Raw genomic sequence first — 18,819 nt, 5'->3', positions numbered from 1 at the left:
AGACCATAATCTTTTGATTAAAAAGGTATAGAATTGTGTAATTTTGTCGCTCCACAGGTGCAAAATCACACAATTGGTCTATGCTAGAGCAATAGACCCTGTTTAACGCCTTACACCCGTTTACCGTCGGGGTTCGTGCGGCAAGATACTTTTCAGACCTGACTACAACGTTGCGCCATTTATGAAAAACATCCTGATCGCTCTGTCTCTCTTTTTCTGCTCCTCAGCTGTAATGGCTGACTCTGACATCGCTCCTCTCCCTGAAAGTCTGCAAAATCTGGATACGGCGAATATCAGCCTGGGTTCCGTGAACGCGAAGGTAGTCGACGTGGAGAGCGGCGTCACCTTATTCGCCAAAAACCCGGAAACCGTGGCGCCCATCGCGTCTATCAGCAAGCTGATGACCGCCATGGTGGTGCTGGATGCTGAGCTGCCTCTTGATGAAATGTTGTCGATAACGGAAGACGACATCGACACTTGGAAAAATACTTATTCCAGGATGCGTATTGGCGCAGCGCTCCCCCGTAGCGAACTATTGCTGCTGACGCTGATGTCTTCTGAGAACCGCGCCGCGCTGGCGCTGGGGCGCACTTATCCGGGCGGCATGGCCGCCTTTGTGAGCGCCATGAACGATAAAGCGAGAGCCCTGGGTATGCGCGACACGCGCTTTGTCGAACCCAGCGGGCTGTCCATGGAAAACGTCTCCACCGCGTCAGACCTGGTCAAGATGGTCTCCGCCGCGGCGCGCTATAAACTCATCCGCGACTACACCACCACTCCCAGCCACATGATAAAACTGGGCGAAACGGAAAACGAAATGGAATTCCGCAACACGAATCTATTGGTGCGCCAAGGCGATTGGGGCGTCAATCTGAGTAAAACCGGGTTTATCAATGAAGCAGGCCGTTGCCTGGTGATGCTCGCCAAAGTGGGCGAGCGCCCCGTCGCCATGGTGCTGTTGGATTCTTACGGCAGACGCACTCCCGTAGGTGACGCCAACCGCATCAAACAGTGGATAGTCACGGGCAAAAGCGCGCCCGTCGCCGGCGCTGCGCTCAAGTATGAGCAAGAGAAAAACTCAGGGGTATTTCAAACCGCCGCAATGGACGACGACACTCAGAGTTAAGGTTAGTTGACAGCGGCGCGCATCTCTCGACTGCGCCGCTGTCCCTTCTTTCAGGGAAACAGCTGCACGATGCCGCTTTCCGCCTTCATATCCGCCACCATCCATATCTGCTCGAAAGGATGACTGTCAGGCACCTGAATGCAGTGCTGCAAACCCCGAATTTCATCTGCGCGCCAAGCGGGATGCGCATTGCGAATGACCAGCCACACCCGCTCGCTTTTATAGGTTTTCAACGCTTTGTTGGCGAGTATGCGATTCAGCGCCCGGAGCAGGCGACCATCGGCGCCGGAGGCCTCCAGCGCCTGTAATTCATGCAGGGTATGACTATCCAGATCACGCCCCAGCAGCTGCATGGCTTCTTTTTCCGAGCCATACAGATGGGCGATCTCCAAGTCCAGACGCTCGCCATCCAAAAAGCAGGAAACATCCGGTTTGATTGGCTGGTTATGCCAGATATGCCGAATGGGCGTTCCCGTTAGACGCTCGTAGTGGCGCATAAACAAACGGGCTGCGTCATGTTCCAGTACAAGTTTTTCTGATTCGCCGGGGGTCATCCGCAGTCGCCGTTATCTCAACAAAAATCAAAAATATAAGCGGGATAATGGCATAACCGGCGCAAAAGAAAAACGCTCCTTAGGGCTAACGCCAACGCCGTTGCTCAGACTGAAATAACGCCGCGCAAATACGTCACGGCGGAGCCGGATATCAGCACTCTCTCGCCAACCACTTCACAGTCCAATAGACCGCCGCGCTCCGACAGTTGCGCCGCCGTCAGTTTTGTCTTACCGAGACGGGCGGCCCAATATGGCGCCAGCGAACAGTGGGCGGAACCAGTGACAGGGTCTTCAAAGATATGCGCCTGCGGCGTAAAGAACCGAGAGACAAAATCAACGTCTTGTCCCGGCGCTGTAACGACCACGCCGCCAGGGTCCAGGTTGATGCGGTCCATTAACATACGGTCAGGCCGCAAAGCTCGAATGGCTTGTTCATCCGGATACACCAGAACAATATCGCGGGCGCTCAGGATTTCCAAAGGTTGCAGATTGAGCGACTCCAACACCTCCTGCGGCGCCTCCGCAGAGATTGGCGGTCTAGCGGGAAAATCCAGGGTTAACCGCCCACCTTGCCTGGTCACCCTTAACTCTCCACTCAGGGAGGAAAATACGATGCACTCTTCTTCATAGCCTAAGTGCGACGTCAATACATGAGCGGCGGCGAGAGTCGCGTGGCCGCATAGATCCATCTCTATTTCCGGCGTGAACCAGCGCAAATGAAATCGCCCAGCTTCCTGTACAAAAAAGGCCGTTTCCGCCAGCGCGTTTTCCTGCGCAATCTTCAGTAACAGGGAGTCTGGCAGCCAGACGTCCAGAGGACAAACCGCAGCGGAGTTGCCGCCAAAAACTTCATTCGTAAAGGCGTCAACCTGAAACAGCTTTATATCCATTCTACTCCTCGACTAATAACGTCATTGTTGATACAGGCTCCTCGCCGCAACCATCCTCAGAAGCTCAAATAACCTATTGCGAAACAGCGACTTGAAACTTACTCTTGCAGTACATTTAAGCGATAAAACCGGATGTAATGAGATTAGGGGCGCGCAATATGGAAATCAAACCTTATTCCCCAGTTTATAAGCAGGATTGCCTCAATGTTTTCGACAGCAACCTCGACAAATACTTTGCGCTTCATGAAAGGGAGCAGTTCTGTGAGTTTCTCGATACAGTGACGCAGACCGAAGACAATCTTTATTACGTCATCGTTCAAGAAGAGCAGCTCGTTGGTTGCGGTGGACTGCGCGTTCACAAGGAAACGGTCTATTTATCCTGGGGCATGCTCGCCAGAACAAAGCATAAAACCGGCTTAGGCGAGCAGTTGCTGCGCCACCGGCTGACGCAGGCGAAACGCCTGCATCCAGGCAAAGAGATAATGATTGAGACCTCACAACATACTCAAGGTTTCTTTGCTCGCTATGGTTTTGAAATAGAAAAATCAGAGGTCGACGGATTTGGCGAAGGCATTGATAAAGTCACGATGCGTCTGGATGATCAGATGCACTCGTCCCTGATGAGGTAGAACTACCCGGGTCGGACGCTTTCTCCAAGCTCACTCGAAGCTCATCCGTCCCAAACTTTATCACCTGCGCTTGCAAGCTGGCAGGCGGCGTTTGACCTACCACCAGCCCACACGCCAAACATGCGCATATTCGAGCATCCAGTAACGGAAGCAAGTTAGTTAGCCTTTGGCGTATACCCTCCGCTTTCGCGTCGTCGAGTTCAATCGGAACAGCATGCACATTACGTAGCTCACCACTTAACATGGATGCGTTCGCACACCGGGGACAAACTGAAATGGATAGTTCTGGCAGCGCTTTGATACGTCGATGCTCATAAACATTTCCACCGGGGACAACAGGCTCGCTTTCCTCAATTTCCGTAAAGTACTCCCGCTGGCGCTCAAGCGCTTCCGCCTCTGTTTTCTCGTTAATGACCTCTCCCACCAACTCCGCCTGCGCTCCCGCCGGCAAGGCCTGAAAAATGTCATACAAGCGAGATTTATCCAGACTTTGATAGTGTGCTTTATTCAGCAGGAAAGTATTCTGCAGGTCGCGTAGAAACTCATTCACGGCGGCGGAAGCGCCCAGCTCAATACGCCCCTCAGAGGTAACTAACGCGAGGTTAAAGCCTCGCTTACCAATGTAATAAATATCTTTTGCCTCTAGCGTTCTTTCAGTAATGGGCTCATCAGAAAAGTAGCCGCTATACGTCAGTCGAACCGCACTATCTTGCAACGCAATGCTAGAAATAGCGCCTCGGCGTATAAAACGAAGCAACTGCACCGACCAGACTAATAAGAAAACGACGAAAAGCTCCGCCCCATGCTTATCCAGATAGGGAAGCCACCCCAAAACCTTATTTCGCCATGGTCCAAATAACGCCAACCACACCGCGACCAAAACAAAGGCGTGAAGAAGACAGCGTTTTAATAGCTGATTAACTTGGTTGGATAGGTGGTACTCTTTGGGCATTGCAACGGCTCATTGGCGCATGAGTTCAAGATATTTTAGCCGCTATAGAGAATTTAAGCCTTGCAAATAGACGAGGTGAAACAAATAAAGAGGCCTTTGGCCTCTTTATTGATAAGAAAGGATAAAATCAGGCTCGTTTCAGGCGTCTCGCGACCAGGCCCAAACCGCCCAACAACAACATCGCGTATGTTGCTGGCTCGGGCACCTCTCGGAAAACAAAATAATCGCTGTTATAGGTTGATCCATAGCGGTAAGTCATCTCGCCATCCGCATTATACCCTTCAAGATACATATAATTACCTGAATTAGGGCCATCTCCATCAACTGGAAGAGAAAACAGTGGGCCGGTAATAGTATTTCTTATTCCATCATATCCCTGAAAGCCAATCTTTACTTTATCGCCGCTATCAGTTTCTAACCATGCAGAAAATGACATGTCATAATACTCGGAGTGAAGCACAGTCCCATCTTCTTCCGCGTACTGAACATAGCCATTTATCGTTATGTTATTAGAGCCATCATCACTCAGGTGATAACGATCCCCTCCTAACATAAAGGAAAATTCAGTAAACGCACCATCATAGCTTCCAGAATAATATCTAAAGCCATATTTTTCGTCCTTGTAGCTATAGTCAGAAACTGGTGTGTTTGAGTTGTACTGAAAGAATCCAGAGAATATATCATCATAAGTATGATATGGACCACTTCCAGTCTCTAATGTATCGAAGACACCATTTAAGTCCGTTTCAATAAGAGCAGAATGCGCTGAAAAAGAAGCGCCAAAAGCACAGATAGATGTCAGAAAAACTGTAGTTAATTTCATCAGTTACTCCATTTAAATTTTATACTTTCTAACTACCAAGCCAATCAGGCCAAGGAAAATTGACAAGATAGACGCTGGCTCAGAAACCACTTTAAAGCCATCGCCTTCATTGCATCCAGAACATGAATTTATTTTATACAGCAGCTGTTCGTCCTTATCGTATCCCTCAAAGGACATCCATGCAGAGAAAGGCGCATATCCTCCAGTTGGCAGTGCATGCAGCACACCACTACTCACATCAAAATCTCTATACGCCCCTGCCCCCATATAGCTGACCTTCAGCTTATTACCACCTTCACCTTCAAGCCAGGCAGAGAAAGAAAAGTCATAGTATTCACCTCCAAATACGCCGACATCTTTAACAGAAGTAGCCATTCCGTTTATTGTGACGGTGTTCATCTTATCTTTATCCAGATAAAACCTGTCATCCCCCACTAACAGGCTGAACTGAGACAGGACATTATTATAGGAGCCTAAATAAGTCACTTCCGTTTCTTCGCCACTACCGCCAGGGTATTCGAAGTAATCATAATTGGTGTAGGTAACAGGCGTTAATGAATCAAATTTTACCGATCCAGAGAAAATATAATCGCCCCATAACTCATAGGGTGACTCACCAAATTCCACTTCATGAAAGAAACCTTCAAAATTTGTTTCAATCAACGCAGCGTTAGCTTGAAAAGCCAGACCTAAAACACAAGGAACAGATAAAATAGCCGTAGATATTTTCATTGCCAACCCTATTGAGCGTCCATATGAATAATAAAACTCTGATTTCTCGGAAATAAACCACCCCAGAAAATTCCAGAGCGGAAAACAATCAGGCTACTTCGCCTTTATAAATCGTCTTGCAGTTAATCCTGCAAGCCCTATCAACAACATTGAAGCGGTATAAGGTTCAGGAACCTTCTTAAACTCGTAGCTAGCGCTATCTGAGGATATCGACTTAATCTTATAAGTCATACTTCCACTTGCATCGTACCCTTCAAAGTCAATGCCAGTCATACTGGATGGGCCATATCCACCGATAGGCAAAGCATAAAGAACATCGTCACCAAGGCCCTTCTCTCTATAAGCATCTGACCCCAGATAGCTTATTTTCACTTTTTTACCATCAACCGACTCAAGCCATGCCGAAAATGAAAATGTATAATAGTTGTATCCATACATATTTCCTTCTTCGTCATAATTTACATACCCAGCAATCGTCACATCATTGGAAGCGGCGCCATCAAGATGATACTCATCTCCGCCGATCAGAAAGCTAAAGTCTGTAATTGCATTATTGTACTTCCCTGAGTAATCCACCCATACATCGCCAGAGTGATTAGTAGACTTAGTACTGTATTCAGAAACAGGCGTACGCGAATCAAGCTGAATGGTTCCATAAAAAATATCGCCCCAAGTCTCATAAGGGGAGTCGCCAGATTCCACTTCGCTAAAAACACCTTCGAAGTCCATTTCAACCAGAGCCGCATTGGCTTGAAAGGCCATACCGGCAAATACAGATGCAGATAAAAGAGTAGTAGTAAGCTTCATTATCATTCCTATTGATCTTACGAGAAAACAAACAAAATTATATTTTTGAGGGGACGCCGCTTTGCTGAACGCAAAGCGGCATATACGTCATCTTTTAGACTTTCTTCAAGCGTCGAGCCGCCAGTCCAGCAGCGCCCATCAGCAAGATGGCCGCCGTATAAGGCTCTGGAACCTTTTTGAACTCAGAAGCATTCATATAGCCGAAGCCTGGAGTAAACAATGTGTATAGCAGTTCATCTTCGCCATCGTATGCTTCGGCGGTAAACCATACGCCAGAGCCGCCATAACCACTCTCTGGCAGGGCGTCCAATATATAGTCTGGGTATTCCGGGTAATCGATCATTCCTCTAAATGCATCCGGCGCTTTAAAGGAGACCTTCAGACTCATACCGCTTTCTGCAGTTAACCAAGCTGTAACATCGAAGTTAAAGTTAAGCGCAGCGCTAGTGTCACTTGTCACTTCGATTTGATTTTCTTTCGAAGCATCAAATACAAAGTTATCGCCGTTGATATTCAACTTCATATCCGTCAACGCATTCAGATATAAGCCATGTGTGATTACCACAGGACCTTCCACTACATCAACGGGGTCTAAATCAGGAGAGTTTGAGTCGAACTGGATTTTTCCAGTCACCCAGTCCGCATAAGAATAGGGCGCGCTACCAGCGCCATTGGTCACAGTGTCAACAACGCCTTCAAAGCCCAGCTCAATCAGGGCCGCATTAGCTTGCCCGGCCAATCCTGCAGCCATCGCTGCGCACAGTAAAGTTCTGGAGAGTTTCATTATCAATCCTATTGATCTTCCATATGATCGTGAGACATGCCGACACTCCGTCATTGGACGTTCCTTACGGTGTCAAAAGCAAACTCACGAGGGTTAATAACGCCAACGCCAATACAACCCAAATTTGGCGCGAGACGGTATCTTGCATCGCAATGACGCAGGATTTATTTATTGGCGTGAAGAGAAGTCGATTTGGCTTGTAGAGGGCTCTACAGCCGATAAGTTATTTTGTTATTCCAAACACTATAATGTATCGCCGAGGGACATTCAATGCATTGTTTTAAGGTGAAATTTTGTCACTTTAGGGCTATAGCCAGCGTCATACCAAAGGCCTATTTCCATATAAGTGCAGTGACCATTTTCTTATCTGTAACAGTTATTCGCCTCCTCATTCCCAGCATAACAAGCAGCGCAGTAAACAAAAGCGCGTCCGCAGCTGGCTCCGGGATCACTATCAGCTTTTCGTACCAGCCCGCATCGCTGTTAAGTCCAGACGCATAGTATAAATCCCGCGCGCCTGCACTGCTGCCGAATGAGAAATGGGAGCTTGAAAGCTCTTGCGCTGATAAGGCGGAGCCTGTCATAGCCCAAATCAGATTAGGACGGGCAATATCTCCAGCAAAAGCCGTGTATTGCCATTCATCCATGGCTTGTAAGCGCCCCTCCGTAAGATCATGATGGCTGGCCACCGCCAAGACAGACGCACTATTTAGATTAGGCAAAGCGTAGGTTAGATTAGGCAAAGCGTAGGCGGGCGACGTGAGCCAGGGTAGTAACGCCAGAGCGATTACAGCGACGTATTTCATTTCCTTCTCCATGGTTCCCTTGATTCCTGGTTTGCGTCATCGCTCTTTCCGCAAGGTGCTTTGTTATCAAAGAGCCATCGCAATACCAGACTCTTTATAACGCAAGCGGGCCTCTGCTTTCATGATGGACATCAAACCGACGCGTTAGGTCCGTTGACGCAAACCTCATCTCTTACCGACAACAGTGTCCGGTTTGAGGTTCCTCTGGCGGTGAAGGAAAGTCCGACAGCCTCGTGACATGGCCAAGGCTTATTTATTAATAACTGAACTGCCAATTTAGAGAATATATCGGCGGGCTTCAAGCACGGGTTAGACTATGTTTTCACAGCACAGAGTCCTCATATAGCGGATGTTTATGACCAGACACAACGTGACAGTTGCTATTATTTATTCAACAGAGAAAACCTATAATTCCGTAACTTAATAGCCATTGGAAGTCGGGCTCAAAACTGCCGAGTAGATGTCGCACAGGACTGTTTATATGCACCGTACACTTCAAAATACGATGGGATGTTTCGGGAACCGTCAGGCCCTTCTCTGCTCAATGACGCATGCACTAATGATGTTCATGTCTGTCGCGCTGTTAACGCTTTCTGCATACAGCAGGGCTGAAATATACAAATGGACCGACGCCAAAGGCACTGTCCACTATTCCGACGCAGCGCCAACGGATAAAGACGCACAAGTCATTACCCCCACTTCTGCAATTGACGGCGTCAGATTGCTGTCGGATGAAGCGAAAGAGCGTTACAAGAACCATCAGCCTGAACCTGAACCTGAACCAATAAATCCGCCCGGCGCAAACGCAACACGCCCCGTCGTAAACGCACAGGAACCCAAGCGGACCGAAGATATCTTGTGCGATGACGTCAACGGCGTCTGCTTTACCGAAGAAGACACACGTGTCTGCAAACTCAGATTCGGCAAGCCATGCGAGGAAATTTATCTCTGGAAAGTCTGCGCCTTACAGAAACAATGTACGACGGATCGCTGCGATACCGCGCGCTTTGTTATTGATTGGCGCCCGCCTGTGGTGGGCGTCCGGGATCTTGGGCGTTCACTTCCGCTGCGCGCCAATGTCTCCGAGAAAGACTGGAGCTGTCTGCGACACAGCGGTTTTTATTGCGATGAACTGGCCTTGGAGACGCAATGCCAACAGGATTACAGAGAAAGCTGCGGTGTTGTTAGAGACTGGCTGCTCAATGCGCCGGAGAAGTGTGAGAAGGACAAAAATGTCGACTGCGATGCGCTGGACACCTTGATCAAGTATCGTCCAGTACCAGAAGAAGAGCGTTTGAAAATCGGGGGAACCAACGCCAGCGGCGGCCGTTTTGCTCGCGACTTGCTCATGGAAAAAGTCGAGCAGAAAAAGAATGAACTCACCGACGAGGCCTTGCAGTCGGTGTTAGACAAGCTTCCAGGCGCTGGCCGCCATAGTTTTCGCAGAGATATCAGCTGCTCACTGAAGTCCTGGCGACGCTACCGCTAGCCCAATATGTCGTCGTTCCAGGGCGGCGTATCGCCAAAGCGCTCCACCAAAAAGTCCAGCAGCGTGCGCAAGGTTGCGGGCATGTGCTTGCGGGACTGGTAGACGCCGAACATGCCCAAACGTAAAGCTTCCCAGTCAGTTAATAGGGCTCTTAACTCTCCTCGTCTTACATAATCCGTCACCATATAGGTCGGCAACATAGCGATCCCTGCGCCTGCAATACAGGCATTGGTCAACGCCAACACTTCGTTGGCGCTAAGGTTGCCTGTCACTTCAGCGGCTTCGACTGCGCCGGTTTTCTTATGGGTAAAACGCCACTGGCTTTTGCCAAAGTGCGAATAAGTCAGACAGTTGTGCTCCGTTAACTCTCTTGGCGTTTTTGGGGCGCCCCGCTCCTTTAGATACTGCGGTGAAGCGCAGATCGCGGAGCGACAGTCCGTCAGCTTGCGGGCGATCAGGTTGGGGTCGAGGTCGTTCGTGGTGCGTATGGCCAGATCAATACGCTCTTCAATCAGATTGACGCTGCGGTCAAGCAGTTGCATGTCCACCCTGGTCTTGGGGTAACGCTTGAGATACTCCGCCACGACCGGCGCCAGATGTACTTGCCCAAAAGCCACACTTGTTGTGATTCGGATAAGCCCATAGGGCTCAGTCTCCCGTTTACCCGCGACGGCTTCCACGTCATCGGTCAGGTCCAGAATCTGCCGACAGCGCAACAGACAGGCTTCTCCCGCCTCGGTCAAAGAGATGCGCCGGGTAGAGCGATTTAACAGGCGCGCGCCCAGCCAGCTTTCGAGTTCATTCACATAACGGGTGGTCATCGCCCGCGACATATCCAGATTATCCGCCGCCGCAGTAAAACTTTTACGGGCCGCAACCTCAGCGAACACTTGCATAGCCGTCAGTCTATCCATCTTCAGCGCCTCCCCGGTACGTGAACGGAAATTTTATTTGTTCAATTCAAGCAACAAAGAAGGTCATTTTACTGCATTTATTGGACGCATAAAGAAAATTATAGTGTATCCATCTTTTAGCCAAACCGGCTTTCGCTTAGCAACAGACTTTATGAGGAGCAGACTATGAACACATCGATTCCTTCTACCCGCAAAATCGTTATCACCGGCGCCAGCGGCCGCTTGGGCTCACTGGTTGCAAAAGCTCTGATTAAGGGCGCAAGCGACTCAGAGCAATTGACCTTTTCCGCCCGCGCTCCTGAAAAAATCGCCGCGCTGGCTGCACCGGGCAATGAAATCGTCAAAGCGGACTTCGACCAGCCAGAGACGTTGCTAACCGCTTTCACCGGCGCCGACACCGTGCTGATCATCTCCGGCGACGCACCTGTGGATGTGCGTATTCGTCAACACCGCAACGCCATCGACGCCGCCAGGAAAGCGGGAGTCAAACGCGTGGTTTATACCAGCTTCATCAATCCGACCGCAGAAAGTCTGTTCACTTTCGCTCGCATTCATGGAGACACAGAACAGTATCTGAAGGAGTCCGGGTTGCAGTACAGCATCCTGCGCAACAACCAATATGTCGCCAACTTGAGTTCCGGTCTGGCTCACTCCAAGGAAACCAATCAATTGGCGCAGCCTGGCGCCGCTGGCAAAGTCGCTTTCATCACACATGAGGATATCGCAGACGCTATCGCCGCCGTATTGCTGGAGTCAGGGCATGAAGGCCGCACCTATGAGTTGACCGGTCCAGAGGCTTTGAATCTGTATGATGTCGCAGACATCCTGAGCGAAGCCCGGGGCGCGCAAGTAACGGTTATTGAAGCGGAGCCGGCGGGATTTGGTGAAATACTGCAATCAGTCGGCTTGCCGCCATTCATGGTAGAGGCGTTGCTGGGCATTTACGCCGCCACCAAGCAGAACGAGTATGCAGCGGTATCCGGCGACATTGAGCGCATCCTCGGGCGCAAACCACAGTCTGTGCGCGATTATATCAAGTCCTTCGCATAGGCCATGGCTCATGGGAGCCTCGTCTGGCGACGATAGCTCCCCGGCGTTACGCCTGCCACTTGTTTGAATGTGCGCGTAAAGTGGCTTTGATTGGCGAATCCGCATAGCAAAGCCACTTCCGCCAGATCCACGCCTTGCGCCAATCGCTCCTTTGCCGCGTTAATTCGTAGACGGCGTATGTATTGATGGGGAGACTCCGCCATGGTGACTTTAAACATGCGAGCGAAATGAAAGGGGCTTAGCCCCGCCACCAACGCCAAGCCCTCCAGCGACAGATTTTCGCCGAAGTGCGCCTGTATATACTCCAACACTTTTCTTTTTGTCGCCGGCGCCAACCCGCTTTTGTATGCGGCTTCGGGCTTGCGAAAAACTGCGTATCGTCGCAGCACGTGCGCCATCATTTCATAGCTGATTTGCTGCAACGCCAGATTATCCGCGCCTATCAACCCATCCGGTTGCAGCGCCGCGATATGCCCCAATCTCGTCAGCTCAGGATCGTCCGCATAAGCCAGGTCCGGCAGCTCTACGCGACGAGGGTCCATATCCCATAAACTCAGCGCCATCTGCTTGAAGCTGGCCTCGGAAAAATAGAGATGCGCAAACTCCAGGGGGCCGCTGACCTGCCAGGCAGAGTCATGCTCAGCCGGCATCAGGCAGATTTTTCCCGGGCCGCCGCAACGATCGGGCGCATCGATACGACAGGTTTCCGTCCCGCCACGTAAATAGATGCTCAGCGTATGATGCCCCACCATCTGATAGCGCACCCTGTCCTGCCGGTTCGCCCAACGCGCCAGCGCCAGATCTTCATTCAGCCGTAAATAATCCAGCCGTATTGCGGACGAACGACTCAAAGTGAGATCAACGCTATTGGTGAAGGACTTACGCATAACATGACAACAAGTTGGATTAACCCAGAAATTAACCGGTCGATGACAGCCTGGCAAGCCAGCGATGGTCAGAAATGCGCAAGATTATGCAAAAAGAGCAATTTCAGAAAAGACGCAATCTCTCGGGCTTAATAACCTCTCACGCATCAATGTCATGCATGATGGGAAGCATCTATGAACGCCCTGCTCTATCTGACCACCGTCCTCATTTGGGGAACCACCTGGATCGCCATCCATTTGCAACTGGGTTCAACGCCTGTTTTGACATCAGTGTTCTTTCGCTTTGCGTTGGCGGGGAGTCTGTTACTGCCAATCCTGCTGCTATGCCGTCGCTTACAACCTACGCGGGCGGTGGATCATCTGTTTTTCCTGCTTCAGGGCGCTTGCCTGTTTTCCCTTAACTTCATCTGTTTTTATAACGCCGCTCAGTATGTGGCGAGTGGCGTTATCTCCGTCGTCTTTTCAGCAGCCACCCTCTACAACGCATTCAATAGCTGGCTGATCTGGAAGGAGAAACCTGCTGGACGTGTTTATGTAGCGGGCGTTGTCGGCGTATTGGGACTGTCCTTGTTGTTCTGGCGCGAGTTGGGCGCTAATTCGCTGTCTACAGAAGCGCTGGCTGGTCTGGGACTGGCGGCCGTGGGCGCCTATTTTTTCTCTCTCGGCAATATGATCAGCGTGCGGCACAGCCGTCAGGGACTGACGCCTTTGACCAGCAACGCCTTCGCTATGCTCTATGGCGCCGCAATACTATTAACGCTCATCTGCATCTCCGACACGCCCATCGTCTGGGATGAGCGGCCGGAGTATCTTTACAGCCTGCTCTATCTGGCCATTCCAGGAACAATCGTAGGATTCACCGCTTACCTGATGCTGGTGTCACGCATCGGCGCCAACAATGCCGCCTACGCTACTGTGTTATTTCCTGTGGTCGCACTGAGTCTGTCTTCCGTATATGAAGGGTATGAGTGGGATGGGATGAATATCGCAGGGCTGATTCTCGTGTTGTCAGGCAATCTCATTTTGCAGGGCTCCATCGACAAGATTCGCAAGTTCTTGCGTTCCCGCGACGAAGTCCCCGCCAACCCGCATAGTCCCTGATGGCAGGGGTTGGCGGCGTTCACAGAATTGAGCGTCGCGCGTTAAAAATGATTCGAATTTAAATAAGTTCATTGTATGATCTGCGGTCCAACATTTACTGACAAAATAATAACAATTCGGAACAATTCGCAGGATCGCCGCAATGAATACAACCCACACGCCGCCTTCAGCGGTGGACCCTTTTCGGGTCGAAGAAAAGCTGACGCTGTCAGTCGTCATCGATAATCCCGACGCTGATTGGCGCAAAGGTCAGAACGTCTCTTTCAAACGCGCCCTTGAGGCCAGCGCAGGCTCCGATGTGCTCGAAGTGCGCCTGGATTCAGGAATGCGCCTGGGTCAGATCTGCAATACGCTGATCGCCAGATACTTACAGGCCGGGGGCAAAGCCCGCGCCAAGCTCATCAATCGTCCCGGCTTGCCCTTTCTGTCAGTCAAGAAAGGACAATTGAAGACCGCCCTCATAGAGGTGCGGCCAGATGGATTGGACTGGAGTCTGATCGACCCGATCATCCAGCGGAACAATGAAATCGCCTACAAGATCACGGAGGCGACGCACTTCAGTAAACGCCAGCCCAGCATCGCTCTGGCTTTCTATCAGGACGCCATCAACGACATCATCGATCTGCACTTTGAGAATCCCTTAGCGGATCACTGGCGACGTGTGATATTCCCTGTCAACGAACTCTCCGCACTACTGGAAAGTCAGAAAGAATATAAGCGCGCCTATGAAACCATCCGCGCTTATGAAGCCTTTGACGACAAGCTGGGGTTGCCGCCGGAAGAAATGGCGCAATTGCAAAAACGCAAACGTCGTCTGAAAAGTGAGTTACGTTTGCATGAAGGGGAACTCAAACAAGGTTCTCCGCTTTACTCCAAACAGATGGAAGAAGTTCGGCGTCTGGCGGTGGACAACACGGTGACGAATCTGCATTACTTTTCTAAAAATGAGGGATAGCGTTTCTCGCATCCCTCCTTTGCTCTGATGGATCTCCCCATCATTCTCCAGCAACGCACTGATCAATAATCAGGCAGACAAATAGCTTCCTTCTATCTATTTGTTTGCAACGACAAGTCCTGCTTATCGCGACAGTTCGGGCATGATATGAACTCTTACCTGCTCACGGTCGGCATAACTGTATCGCAACACGTATTCCCGCCAGTATGTGGGCGCCTCCGAAGATAGCTCAACCTGCTCGCGTCCTGCGTCATCAATGATGGTCAGGCCAATCAAGAACTCCGATACACGTTTGTCCGCTCCCAGCGTATCGATAATGTACGCCACTTCGAACTCCATATCCTTATAGCGAAGGGTTTCACCGTAACGTAAAGACAATTCCATCGCGTCTTGCCCCCAGGCTCTATGCATACAGAGAGACAGCATTAGGGTTGCAACAATTAGTGGCTTCACGGTTTAAGTTCGCACCCTGAACAATTTTAGCCGCACGACCGACTCCATCCAATGCGCCCAGATGGCGCGCACGTCGACTGCTTATGTCAACGAATGAGCACTTCGACATCATTATCTGTCAATAATCGCCATACAAAGAAGTGTAATACGCGCGCCTGAAATCAGAAACACCTGAGGCAGGCTATAGGTTAATAGTCAGGCAATGAATAACGACAACGCCTCATCATTAACTACACTTTTTGAGTATATGCGGCGATTTCCATAGAGAGGTCAGTGGAGTGAGATTACAAAGGGTTGTCTTGTTTGGCGTCCTGTTCTGGTTGCTGGCGCCAAACTGGTCGCTGGCGCAGGAGGTCGCCATCTACGCCCGCTCCCATACCCAGTTCGATGAACGCAATGAGTATCCCGTTCGTCTGCTGGAGCTCGCTCTTAAATCCAGCGGCGCAGATGTCAGATTACAGTCCAGCCAGGAGATCATTCTGCAAGGGCGCGCCATTAACCTGATCCGCAATAATCAGGGCGTTCATGTGCTATGGGCGATGACCAGCAACGAGCGCGAACGAGAGCTGTCGCCCATACGCATCCCCATTTACAAAGGCCTGATCGGCTGGCGTATTTGCATCATCAACCCCAACAATATGCAGAGGTTCTCCAATATCTCCTCACTTAGTGACCTGCGCAGCGTTACCTTCGTGCAGGGGCATGACTGGCCAGATCTGGAAATATTCCAGCACAACGACCTGATCGTGGAAAGCAACGCCAATTACCACTCCATGTTCAAAATGATAGAAATGGAACGAGTAGACGCCTTTCCCCGCGCCCTAATCGAAATCTGGCCGGAGCTGAAGACTCACTCCAGTCTGCGGGCGGAGACCCGTTTGTTGATTCGTTATCCTGCGGCGGTGTATTACTTTGTCAGCCGCAAAAACCCAAGCCTGTACTGGGCGATTAAAAACGGACTGGAAAAAATGATGGCGAACGGCGACTTCACCAGTCTGTTTAATGAGTTTTATATGGGGGCGATTGAACAGGCTCGCTTACAGGAACGCACCATTATTGACCTGCAGAATCCCCTGCTACCTGCTGATACGCCTTTAAATAACCCAAGATTATGGTACGCCAATCCATTGCCGCGCAGCGATTCAGGTAATGCTGCAAGCGCCAGCAACACTGACGCTAACGACGGGAGCTAATTTTTACTGGGCGCCAATCCCTTTATCTTTACGCCACTCATTGGCGAGCGCTTCTGCTTTAGAGATTTCTTCCTGAGTCATTTTTGCCCCCAGGAAAGAGACGAACTGAATGGCGCGGGGAAACTTTTTCTCAGCGCTCAACATAGCCCAGCGCAGCGCCTCCACCATATTTTTATCAGTGCCTTCGCCTGTAGCGTAGGAGTACGCCAGATTAAACTGGCCGAAGACATTGTTCTGTTCAGCTGAGCTGCGGTACAGCTCAAACGCCTTGCCCAGATTTTTCTCCACACCCTCGCCTTTGGCGTAACGCAGCGCGAGATTGTATTGCGCAGTGGCGTTGCCGGCGTCAGCGGCTTTGGAGAACCACTTTACCGCCTCTTTATAGTCTTGAGACACGCCGCGCCCCTGATTATAAAGCTGCGCCAGATTATTCTGCGCTGAAGGGTGTCCCTGTTCCGCCGCGGCTTTGTACCATTCCGCCGCTTTTTCCTGATTCTCCTCCGTCCCCCGACCTTTTTCGTACATCATCGCCAGCAGGAATTGAGCGTCAGGATGTTTTTGATTCGCCAACACTTGCAGACCATCAAACGCTTTATCCATGTCGTTCTTTTTGATGGCCTCAGCCACTTCCGTCATGGTGACGGCAAGCACAGCTTGAGAGGAAAACAGTACAACTGCGAATGCGGTGGTGAAGAGCTTGAAGATTCGTCTGACCATGTCTTGTCCCCGAGAAACGACATCATCACCCATGCATGTGTCGCCAGTGATGCAAGGTGACGCAATTTTATACTTCTTGTTCGATAACGCCCAGCGTTGCGCCCGTCCTTCTCCGCCTTGATGTAGCGTCGCGCACTCGGCTATCAGAAAAAGCTAGCAAAGGCGTTTGGTCAGAACAAGCGAAATTCGGCGCAGAACTTAAAGCTGTGATGCATTGCTCAATGAAGAGTAATGAGAGTCGCTTCGCGATAGAAAGACGACGCCAGAACGCAAAAAGGCCGGGGAATCCCGGCCTTTTTCACATCGTTGGCGTAGAAAGGACTACAGCAGCAACTTCCGGATATCGCCCAGCAATTCACCCAGCAAAGAGGTGAAACGCGCAGCGTCGGCGCCGTTAATGGCGCGGTGGTCATAGGACAAGCTCAGTGGCAGCATCAAACGAGGCACGAAGCCGCCGTTCTCATACACAGGCTTCATCTGCGCTTTGGACACGCCCAGAATAGCCACTTCAGGCGTATTCACGATAGGCGTGAAGGCAGTGCCGCCCAAGCTGCCCAGGCTGGAGATAGTGAAGCAGCCGCCCTGCATTTCGTTCGGCTTGAGCTTACGATCTTTGGCCTTGGCCGCCATTTCCGCGCACTCTTGCGCCAGTTCCCACAGACTCTTCTTGTTGACGTCGCGGATAACCGGCACCACCAGACCTGCGGGGGTGTCCACCGCCACGCCGATGTTGATGTAATGCTTCTGAATGACCTCTTTCTTATCCATATCCAACGACACGTTGAACTGCGGATAAGTTTCCAGCGCATAGGCGCACGCCTTCAACAGGAAGGGCAGCGGAGTCAGCTTGACGCCTTTCTTCTCCCCCGCCGTCTTCTGCGCTTTGCGGAAGTCTTCCAAATCGGTGATGTCCGCATCGTCAAACTGCGTGACATGAGGAACCACCAACCAATTGCGCGCCATATTATCAGCGGTCACCTGATGGATCTTGCTCATCGGCAGACGATCAATCTGTCCGAATTGCGAGAAGTCAGGCAGTTTCACTGTCGGCAAGCCAGCGCCAGAGCTGACTGCGCCGCCGGCGGCGCCGGCCTTAAGCTGCTGCATTCCGTTCTTGACGAAGGTTTGCAGGTCCTGCTTCAGGATACGACCTTTCGGACCCGTGCCTTTGACCAGAGCCAGATCAACGCCGAACTCACGCGCCAGACGACGCACTGCAGGGCCTGCATGCACTTTGCCGGACGTCGCAGGAGCTGACTCTTGCTGCGCCGGCGCGCTGACAGGCGCTGAAGCTGGCGCCGCCTTAGCAGGCTCCGCAGACGCTTTGGACGGCGCGGGAGCTTGCTCAGCAGGAGCCGCCGCAGGCGCGGCGCCCTCTACTTCAATTTCCGCCATGGCGTCGCCTTCGTTGACGGAATCGTTGGCTTTGATCAGCAGTTTCTTGATAACGCCAGCGACAGGAGACGGCACTTCCATCGTCGCCTTATCTGATTCCAGCACCAGAATAGGGTCGTCAACTTTAACGGTATCGCCTTCCTTTACGGAGATCTCGATAACCGTTACGCCTTCCGCGCCGCCGATATCCGGTACAGGAATCGTCTGTACGCCGCCGGAGGCCGCAGGAGCCGCTGCAGGCGCAGCGGGTTCCGGTTCTTGCGCTGGGGCCGGGGCTGACTTCTCTTCCTGCGCAGGCGCAGGTTCAGACGCTTCCGCAGCGCCTTCGCCCGCCATCAATAGAATCAGGTCGCCTTCAGATACTTTATCCCCTACCTTGATCTTCAACTCGGCGATTTTACCCGCCTGAGGGGAAGGAATATCCATAGTGGCCTTATCAGACTCCAGAACAATCAGAGAGTCCTCCGCGTTCACCTCATCGCCGGGCTTCACGCAGACTTCAATAACCTCAACATCGGACGCTCCGCCGATGTCAGGAACTTTGACTTCGATATTACTCACG

General features: G+C 51.2%; 20 protein-coding genes. 7 read left to right on the top strand and 13 right to left on the bottom strand.

Annotated features, from left to right (window positions below; all coding sequences use genetic code 11):
* Window positions 1-181: 181 nt before the first annotated feature.
* A complete protein-coding gene (pbpG, locus tag AC2IBB_RS07270) occupies window positions 182-1,126 on the top strand; it encodes a D-alanyl-D-alanine endopeptidase (RefSeq protein ID WP_486332227.1) in 945 nt (314 codons plus the stop codon).
* Window positions 1,127-1,176: 50 nt separating this feature from the next.
* On the opposite strand, the gene AC2IBB_RS07265 is transcribed toward pbpG, so the two are convergent.
* Window positions 1,177-1,680: a hypothetical protein gene (locus tag AC2IBB_RS07265; protein WP_486332226.1), complete on the bottom strand. Its 504-nt coding sequence runs from the start codon at window positions 1,678-1,680 to the stop codon at window positions 1,177-1,179.
* Between the two features lie 104 nt (window positions 1,681-1,784).
* Window positions 1,785-2,570, bottom strand: a complete 786-nt coding sequence (locus AC2IBB_RS07260) for a PhzF family phenazine biosynthesis protein (RefSeq protein ID WP_486332225.1) — start codon at window positions 2,568-2,570, stop codon at window positions 1,785-1,787.
* A 158-nt stretch (window positions 2,571-2,728) separates the two neighbouring features.
* Here AC2IBB_RS07260 and AC2IBB_RS07255 point away from each other — a divergent pair, with 158 nt between their 5' ends.
* Window positions 2,729-3,199 (top strand): GNAT family N-acetyltransferase, encoded by a 471-nt coding sequence (locus AC2IBB_RS07255; protein ID WP_486332224.1) that lies wholly within the window; start codon window positions 2,729-2,731, stop codon window positions 3,197-3,199.
* Here the strand turns inward: AC2IBB_RS07255 and AC2IBB_RS07250 are convergent.
* The 6 genes from AC2IBB_RS07250 to AC2IBB_RS07225 form a co-directional block, all read right to left on the bottom strand.
* Window positions 3,153-4,151 carry a hypothetical protein gene (locus AC2IBB_RS07250; RefSeq protein WP_486332223.1) on the bottom strand — a complete coding sequence of 333 codons (999 nt, stop codon included), beginning with the start codon at window positions 4,149-4,151 and terminating at the stop codon, window positions 3,153-3,155. The genes AC2IBB_RS07255 and AC2IBB_RS07250 overlap by 47 nt on opposite strands.
* Before the next feature lie 127 nt (window positions 4,152-4,278).
* On the bottom strand, window positions 4,279-4,974 hold the full coding sequence (locus AC2IBB_RS07245; protein ID WP_486332222.1) for a PEP-CTERM sorting domain-containing protein: 696 nt from the start codon (window positions 4,972-4,974) through the stop codon (window positions 4,279-4,281).
* Window positions 4,975-4,986: 12 nt separating this feature from the next.
* On the bottom strand, window positions 4,987-5,706 hold the full coding sequence (locus tag AC2IBB_RS07240) for a hypothetical protein (RefSeq protein ID WP_486332221.1): 720 nt from the start codon (window positions 5,704-5,706) through the stop codon (window positions 4,987-4,989).
* Between the two features lie 93 nt (window positions 5,707-5,799).
* Window positions 5,800-6,513 carry a PEP-CTERM sorting domain-containing protein gene (locus AC2IBB_RS07235; protein WP_486332220.1) on the bottom strand — a complete coding sequence of 238 codons (714 nt, stop codon included), beginning with the start codon at window positions 6,511-6,513 and terminating at the stop codon, window positions 5,800-5,802.
* A 94-nt stretch (window positions 6,514-6,607) separates the two neighbouring features.
* Window positions 6,608-7,297 (bottom strand): PEP-CTERM sorting domain-containing protein, encoded by a 690-nt coding sequence (locus AC2IBB_RS07230; RefSeq protein WP_486332219.1) that lies wholly within the window; start codon window positions 7,295-7,297, stop codon window positions 6,608-6,610.
* Window positions 7,298-7,629: 332 nt separating this feature from the next.
* Window positions 7,630-8,103: a hypothetical protein gene (locus AC2IBB_RS07225; protein ID WP_486332218.1), complete on the bottom strand. Its 474-nt coding sequence runs from the start codon at window positions 8,101-8,103 to the stop codon at window positions 7,630-7,632.
* Window positions 8,104-8,647: 544 nt separating this feature from the next.
* Between AC2IBB_RS07225 and AC2IBB_RS07220 the strand changes: the two genes are divergently transcribed.
* Window positions 8,648-9,592, top strand: a complete 945-nt coding sequence (locus AC2IBB_RS07220) for a DUF4124 domain-containing protein (RefSeq protein WP_486332217.1) — start codon at window positions 8,648-8,650, stop codon at window positions 9,590-9,592.
* Here AC2IBB_RS07220 and AC2IBB_RS07215 read toward each other — a convergent pair.
* Entirely contained in the window at window positions 9,589-10,506 is a 918-nt protein-coding gene (locus AC2IBB_RS07215) for a LysR family transcriptional regulator (protein ID WP_486332216.1), read from the bottom strand. The genes AC2IBB_RS07220 and AC2IBB_RS07215 overlap by 4 nt on opposite strands.
* A gap of 165 nt (window positions 10,507-10,671) precedes the next feature.
* Between AC2IBB_RS07215 and AC2IBB_RS07210 the strand changes: the two genes are divergently transcribed.
* On the top strand, window positions 10,672-11,556 hold the full coding sequence (locus tag AC2IBB_RS07210; protein WP_486332215.1) for an SDR family oxidoreductase: 885 nt from the start codon (window positions 10,672-10,674) through the stop codon (window positions 11,554-11,556).
* A gap of 8 nt (window positions 11,557-11,564) precedes the next feature.
* Here the strand turns inward: AC2IBB_RS07210 and AC2IBB_RS07205 are convergent, their stop codons facing one another.
* Window positions 11,565-12,443, bottom strand: coding sequence for a helix-turn-helix domain-containing protein (locus tag AC2IBB_RS07205; RefSeq protein WP_486332214.1), 879 nt, complete (start codon window positions 12,441-12,443; stop codon window positions 11,565-11,567).
* A gap of 174 nt (window positions 12,444-12,617) precedes the next feature.
* On the opposite strand from AC2IBB_RS07205, the gene AC2IBB_RS07200 reads away from it, so the two are divergent.
* Both AC2IBB_RS07200 and AC2IBB_RS07195 read left to right on the top strand, forming a co-directional pair.
* Window positions 12,618-13,544: a DMT family transporter gene (locus tag AC2IBB_RS07200; RefSeq protein ID WP_486332213.1), complete on the top strand. Its 927-nt coding sequence runs from the start codon at window positions 12,618-12,620 to the stop codon at window positions 13,542-13,544.
* A 142-nt stretch (window positions 13,545-13,686) separates the two neighbouring features.
* Window positions 13,687-14,499 carry a hypothetical protein gene (locus AC2IBB_RS07195; protein ID WP_486332212.1) on the top strand — a complete coding sequence of 271 codons (813 nt, stop codon included), beginning with the start codon at window positions 13,687-13,689 and terminating at the stop codon, window positions 14,497-14,499.
* Window positions 14,500-14,622: 123 nt separating this feature from the next.
* Here AC2IBB_RS07195 and AC2IBB_RS07190 read toward each other — a convergent pair whose 3' ends face one another.
* On the bottom strand, window positions 14,623-14,883 hold the full coding sequence (locus AC2IBB_RS07190; protein ID WP_486332211.1) for a hypothetical protein: 261 nt from the start codon (window positions 14,881-14,883) through the stop codon (window positions 14,623-14,625).
* A 347-nt stretch (window positions 14,884-15,230) separates the two neighbouring features.
* Here AC2IBB_RS07190 and AC2IBB_RS07185 point away from each other — a divergent pair, with 347 nt between their 5' ends.
* Window positions 15,231-16,145: a substrate-binding periplasmic protein gene (locus AC2IBB_RS07185; RefSeq protein WP_486332210.1), complete on the top strand. Its 915-nt coding sequence runs from the start codon at window positions 15,231-15,233 to the stop codon at window positions 16,143-16,145.
* A 3-nt stretch (window positions 16,146-16,148) separates the two neighbouring features.
* On the opposite strand, the gene AC2IBB_RS07180 is transcribed toward AC2IBB_RS07185, so the two are convergent.
* Both AC2IBB_RS07180 and aceF read right to left on the bottom strand, forming a co-directional pair.
* Complete coding sequence (locus tag AC2IBB_RS07180; protein WP_486332209.1) at window positions 16,149-16,862, bottom strand: tetratricopeptide repeat protein; 714 nt, start codon at window positions 16,860-16,862, stop codon at window positions 16,149-16,151.
* A gap of 321 nt (window positions 16,863-17,183) precedes the next feature.
* Window positions 17,184-18,818, bottom strand: coding sequence for a dihydrolipoyllysine-residue acetyltransferase (gene aceF, locus AC2IBB_RS07175; RefSeq protein ID WP_486332208.1), 1,635 nt, complete (start codon window positions 18,816-18,818; stop codon window positions 17,184-17,186).
* Window position 18,819: the final 1 nt, after the last annotated feature.

It is taken from the genome of Hahella sp. NS-SX17 (assembly GCF_057367735.1).
Note: the sequence above shows the minus strand (reverse complement) of the source record. Positions and strands in the feature narration are given on the sequence as shown.

Coding starts and splice junctions, on each gene's coding strand:
- pbpG (WP_486332227.1), top strand. CDS start 182: ATGAAAAACATCCTGATCGCTCTGTCTCTCTTTTTCTGCTCCTCAGCT.
- AC2IBB_RS07265 (WP_486332226.1), bottom strand. CDS start 1,680: ATGACCCCCGGCGAATCAGAAAAACTTGTACTGGAACATGACGCAGCC.
- AC2IBB_RS07260 (WP_486332225.1), bottom strand. CDS start 2,570: ATGGATATAAAGCTGTTTCAGGTTGACGCCTTTACGAATGAAGTTTTT.
- AC2IBB_RS07255 (WP_486332224.1), top strand. CDS start 2,729: ATGGAAATCAAACCTTATTCCCCAGTTTATAAGCAGGATTGCCTCAAT.
- AC2IBB_RS07250 (WP_486332223.1), bottom strand. CDS start 4,151: ATGCCCAAAGAGTACCACCTATCCAACCAAGTTAATCAGCTATTAAAA.
- AC2IBB_RS07245 (WP_486332222.1), bottom strand. CDS start 4,974: ATGAAATTAACTACAGTTTTTCTGACATCTATCTGTGCTTTTGGCGCT.
- AC2IBB_RS07240 (WP_486332221.1), bottom strand. CDS start 5,706: ATGAAAATATCTACGGCTATTTTATCTGTTCCTTGTGTTTTAGGTCTG.
- AC2IBB_RS07235 (WP_486332220.1), bottom strand. CDS start 6,513: ATGAAGCTTACTACTACTCTTTTATCTGCATCTGTATTTGCCGGTATG.
- AC2IBB_RS07230 (WP_486332219.1), bottom strand. CDS start 7,297: ATGAAACTCTCCAGAACTTTACTGTGCGCAGCGATGGCTGCAGGATTG.
- AC2IBB_RS07225 (WP_486332218.1), bottom strand. CDS start 8,103: ATGAAATACGTCGCTGTAATCGCTCTGGCGTTACTACCCTGGCTCACG.
- AC2IBB_RS07220 (WP_486332217.1), top strand. CDS start 8,648: ATGACGCATGCACTAATGATGTTCATGTCTGTCGCGCTGTTAACGCTT.
- AC2IBB_RS07215 (WP_486332216.1), bottom strand. CDS start 10,506: ATGGATAGACTGACGGCTATGCAAGTGTTCGCTGAGGTTGCGGCCCGT.
- AC2IBB_RS07210 (WP_486332215.1), top strand. CDS start 10,672: ATGAACACATCGATTCCTTCTACCCGCAAAATCGTTATCACCGGCGCC.
- AC2IBB_RS07205 (WP_486332214.1), bottom strand. CDS start 12,443: ATGCGTAAGTCCTTCACCAATAGCGTTGATCTCACTTTGAGTCGTTCG.
- AC2IBB_RS07200 (WP_486332213.1), top strand. CDS start 12,618: ATGAACGCCCTGCTCTATCTGACCACCGTCCTCATTTGGGGAACCACC.
- AC2IBB_RS07195 (WP_486332212.1), top strand. CDS start 13,687: ATGAATACAACCCACACGCCGCCTTCAGCGGTGGACCCTTTTCGGGTC.
- AC2IBB_RS07190 (WP_486332211.1), bottom strand. CDS start 14,883: ATGGAATTGTCTTTACGTTACGGTGAAACCCTTCGCTATAAGGATATG.
- AC2IBB_RS07180 (WP_486332209.1), bottom strand. CDS start 16,862: ATGGTCAGACGAATCTTCAAGCTCTTCACCACCGCATTCGCAGTTGTA.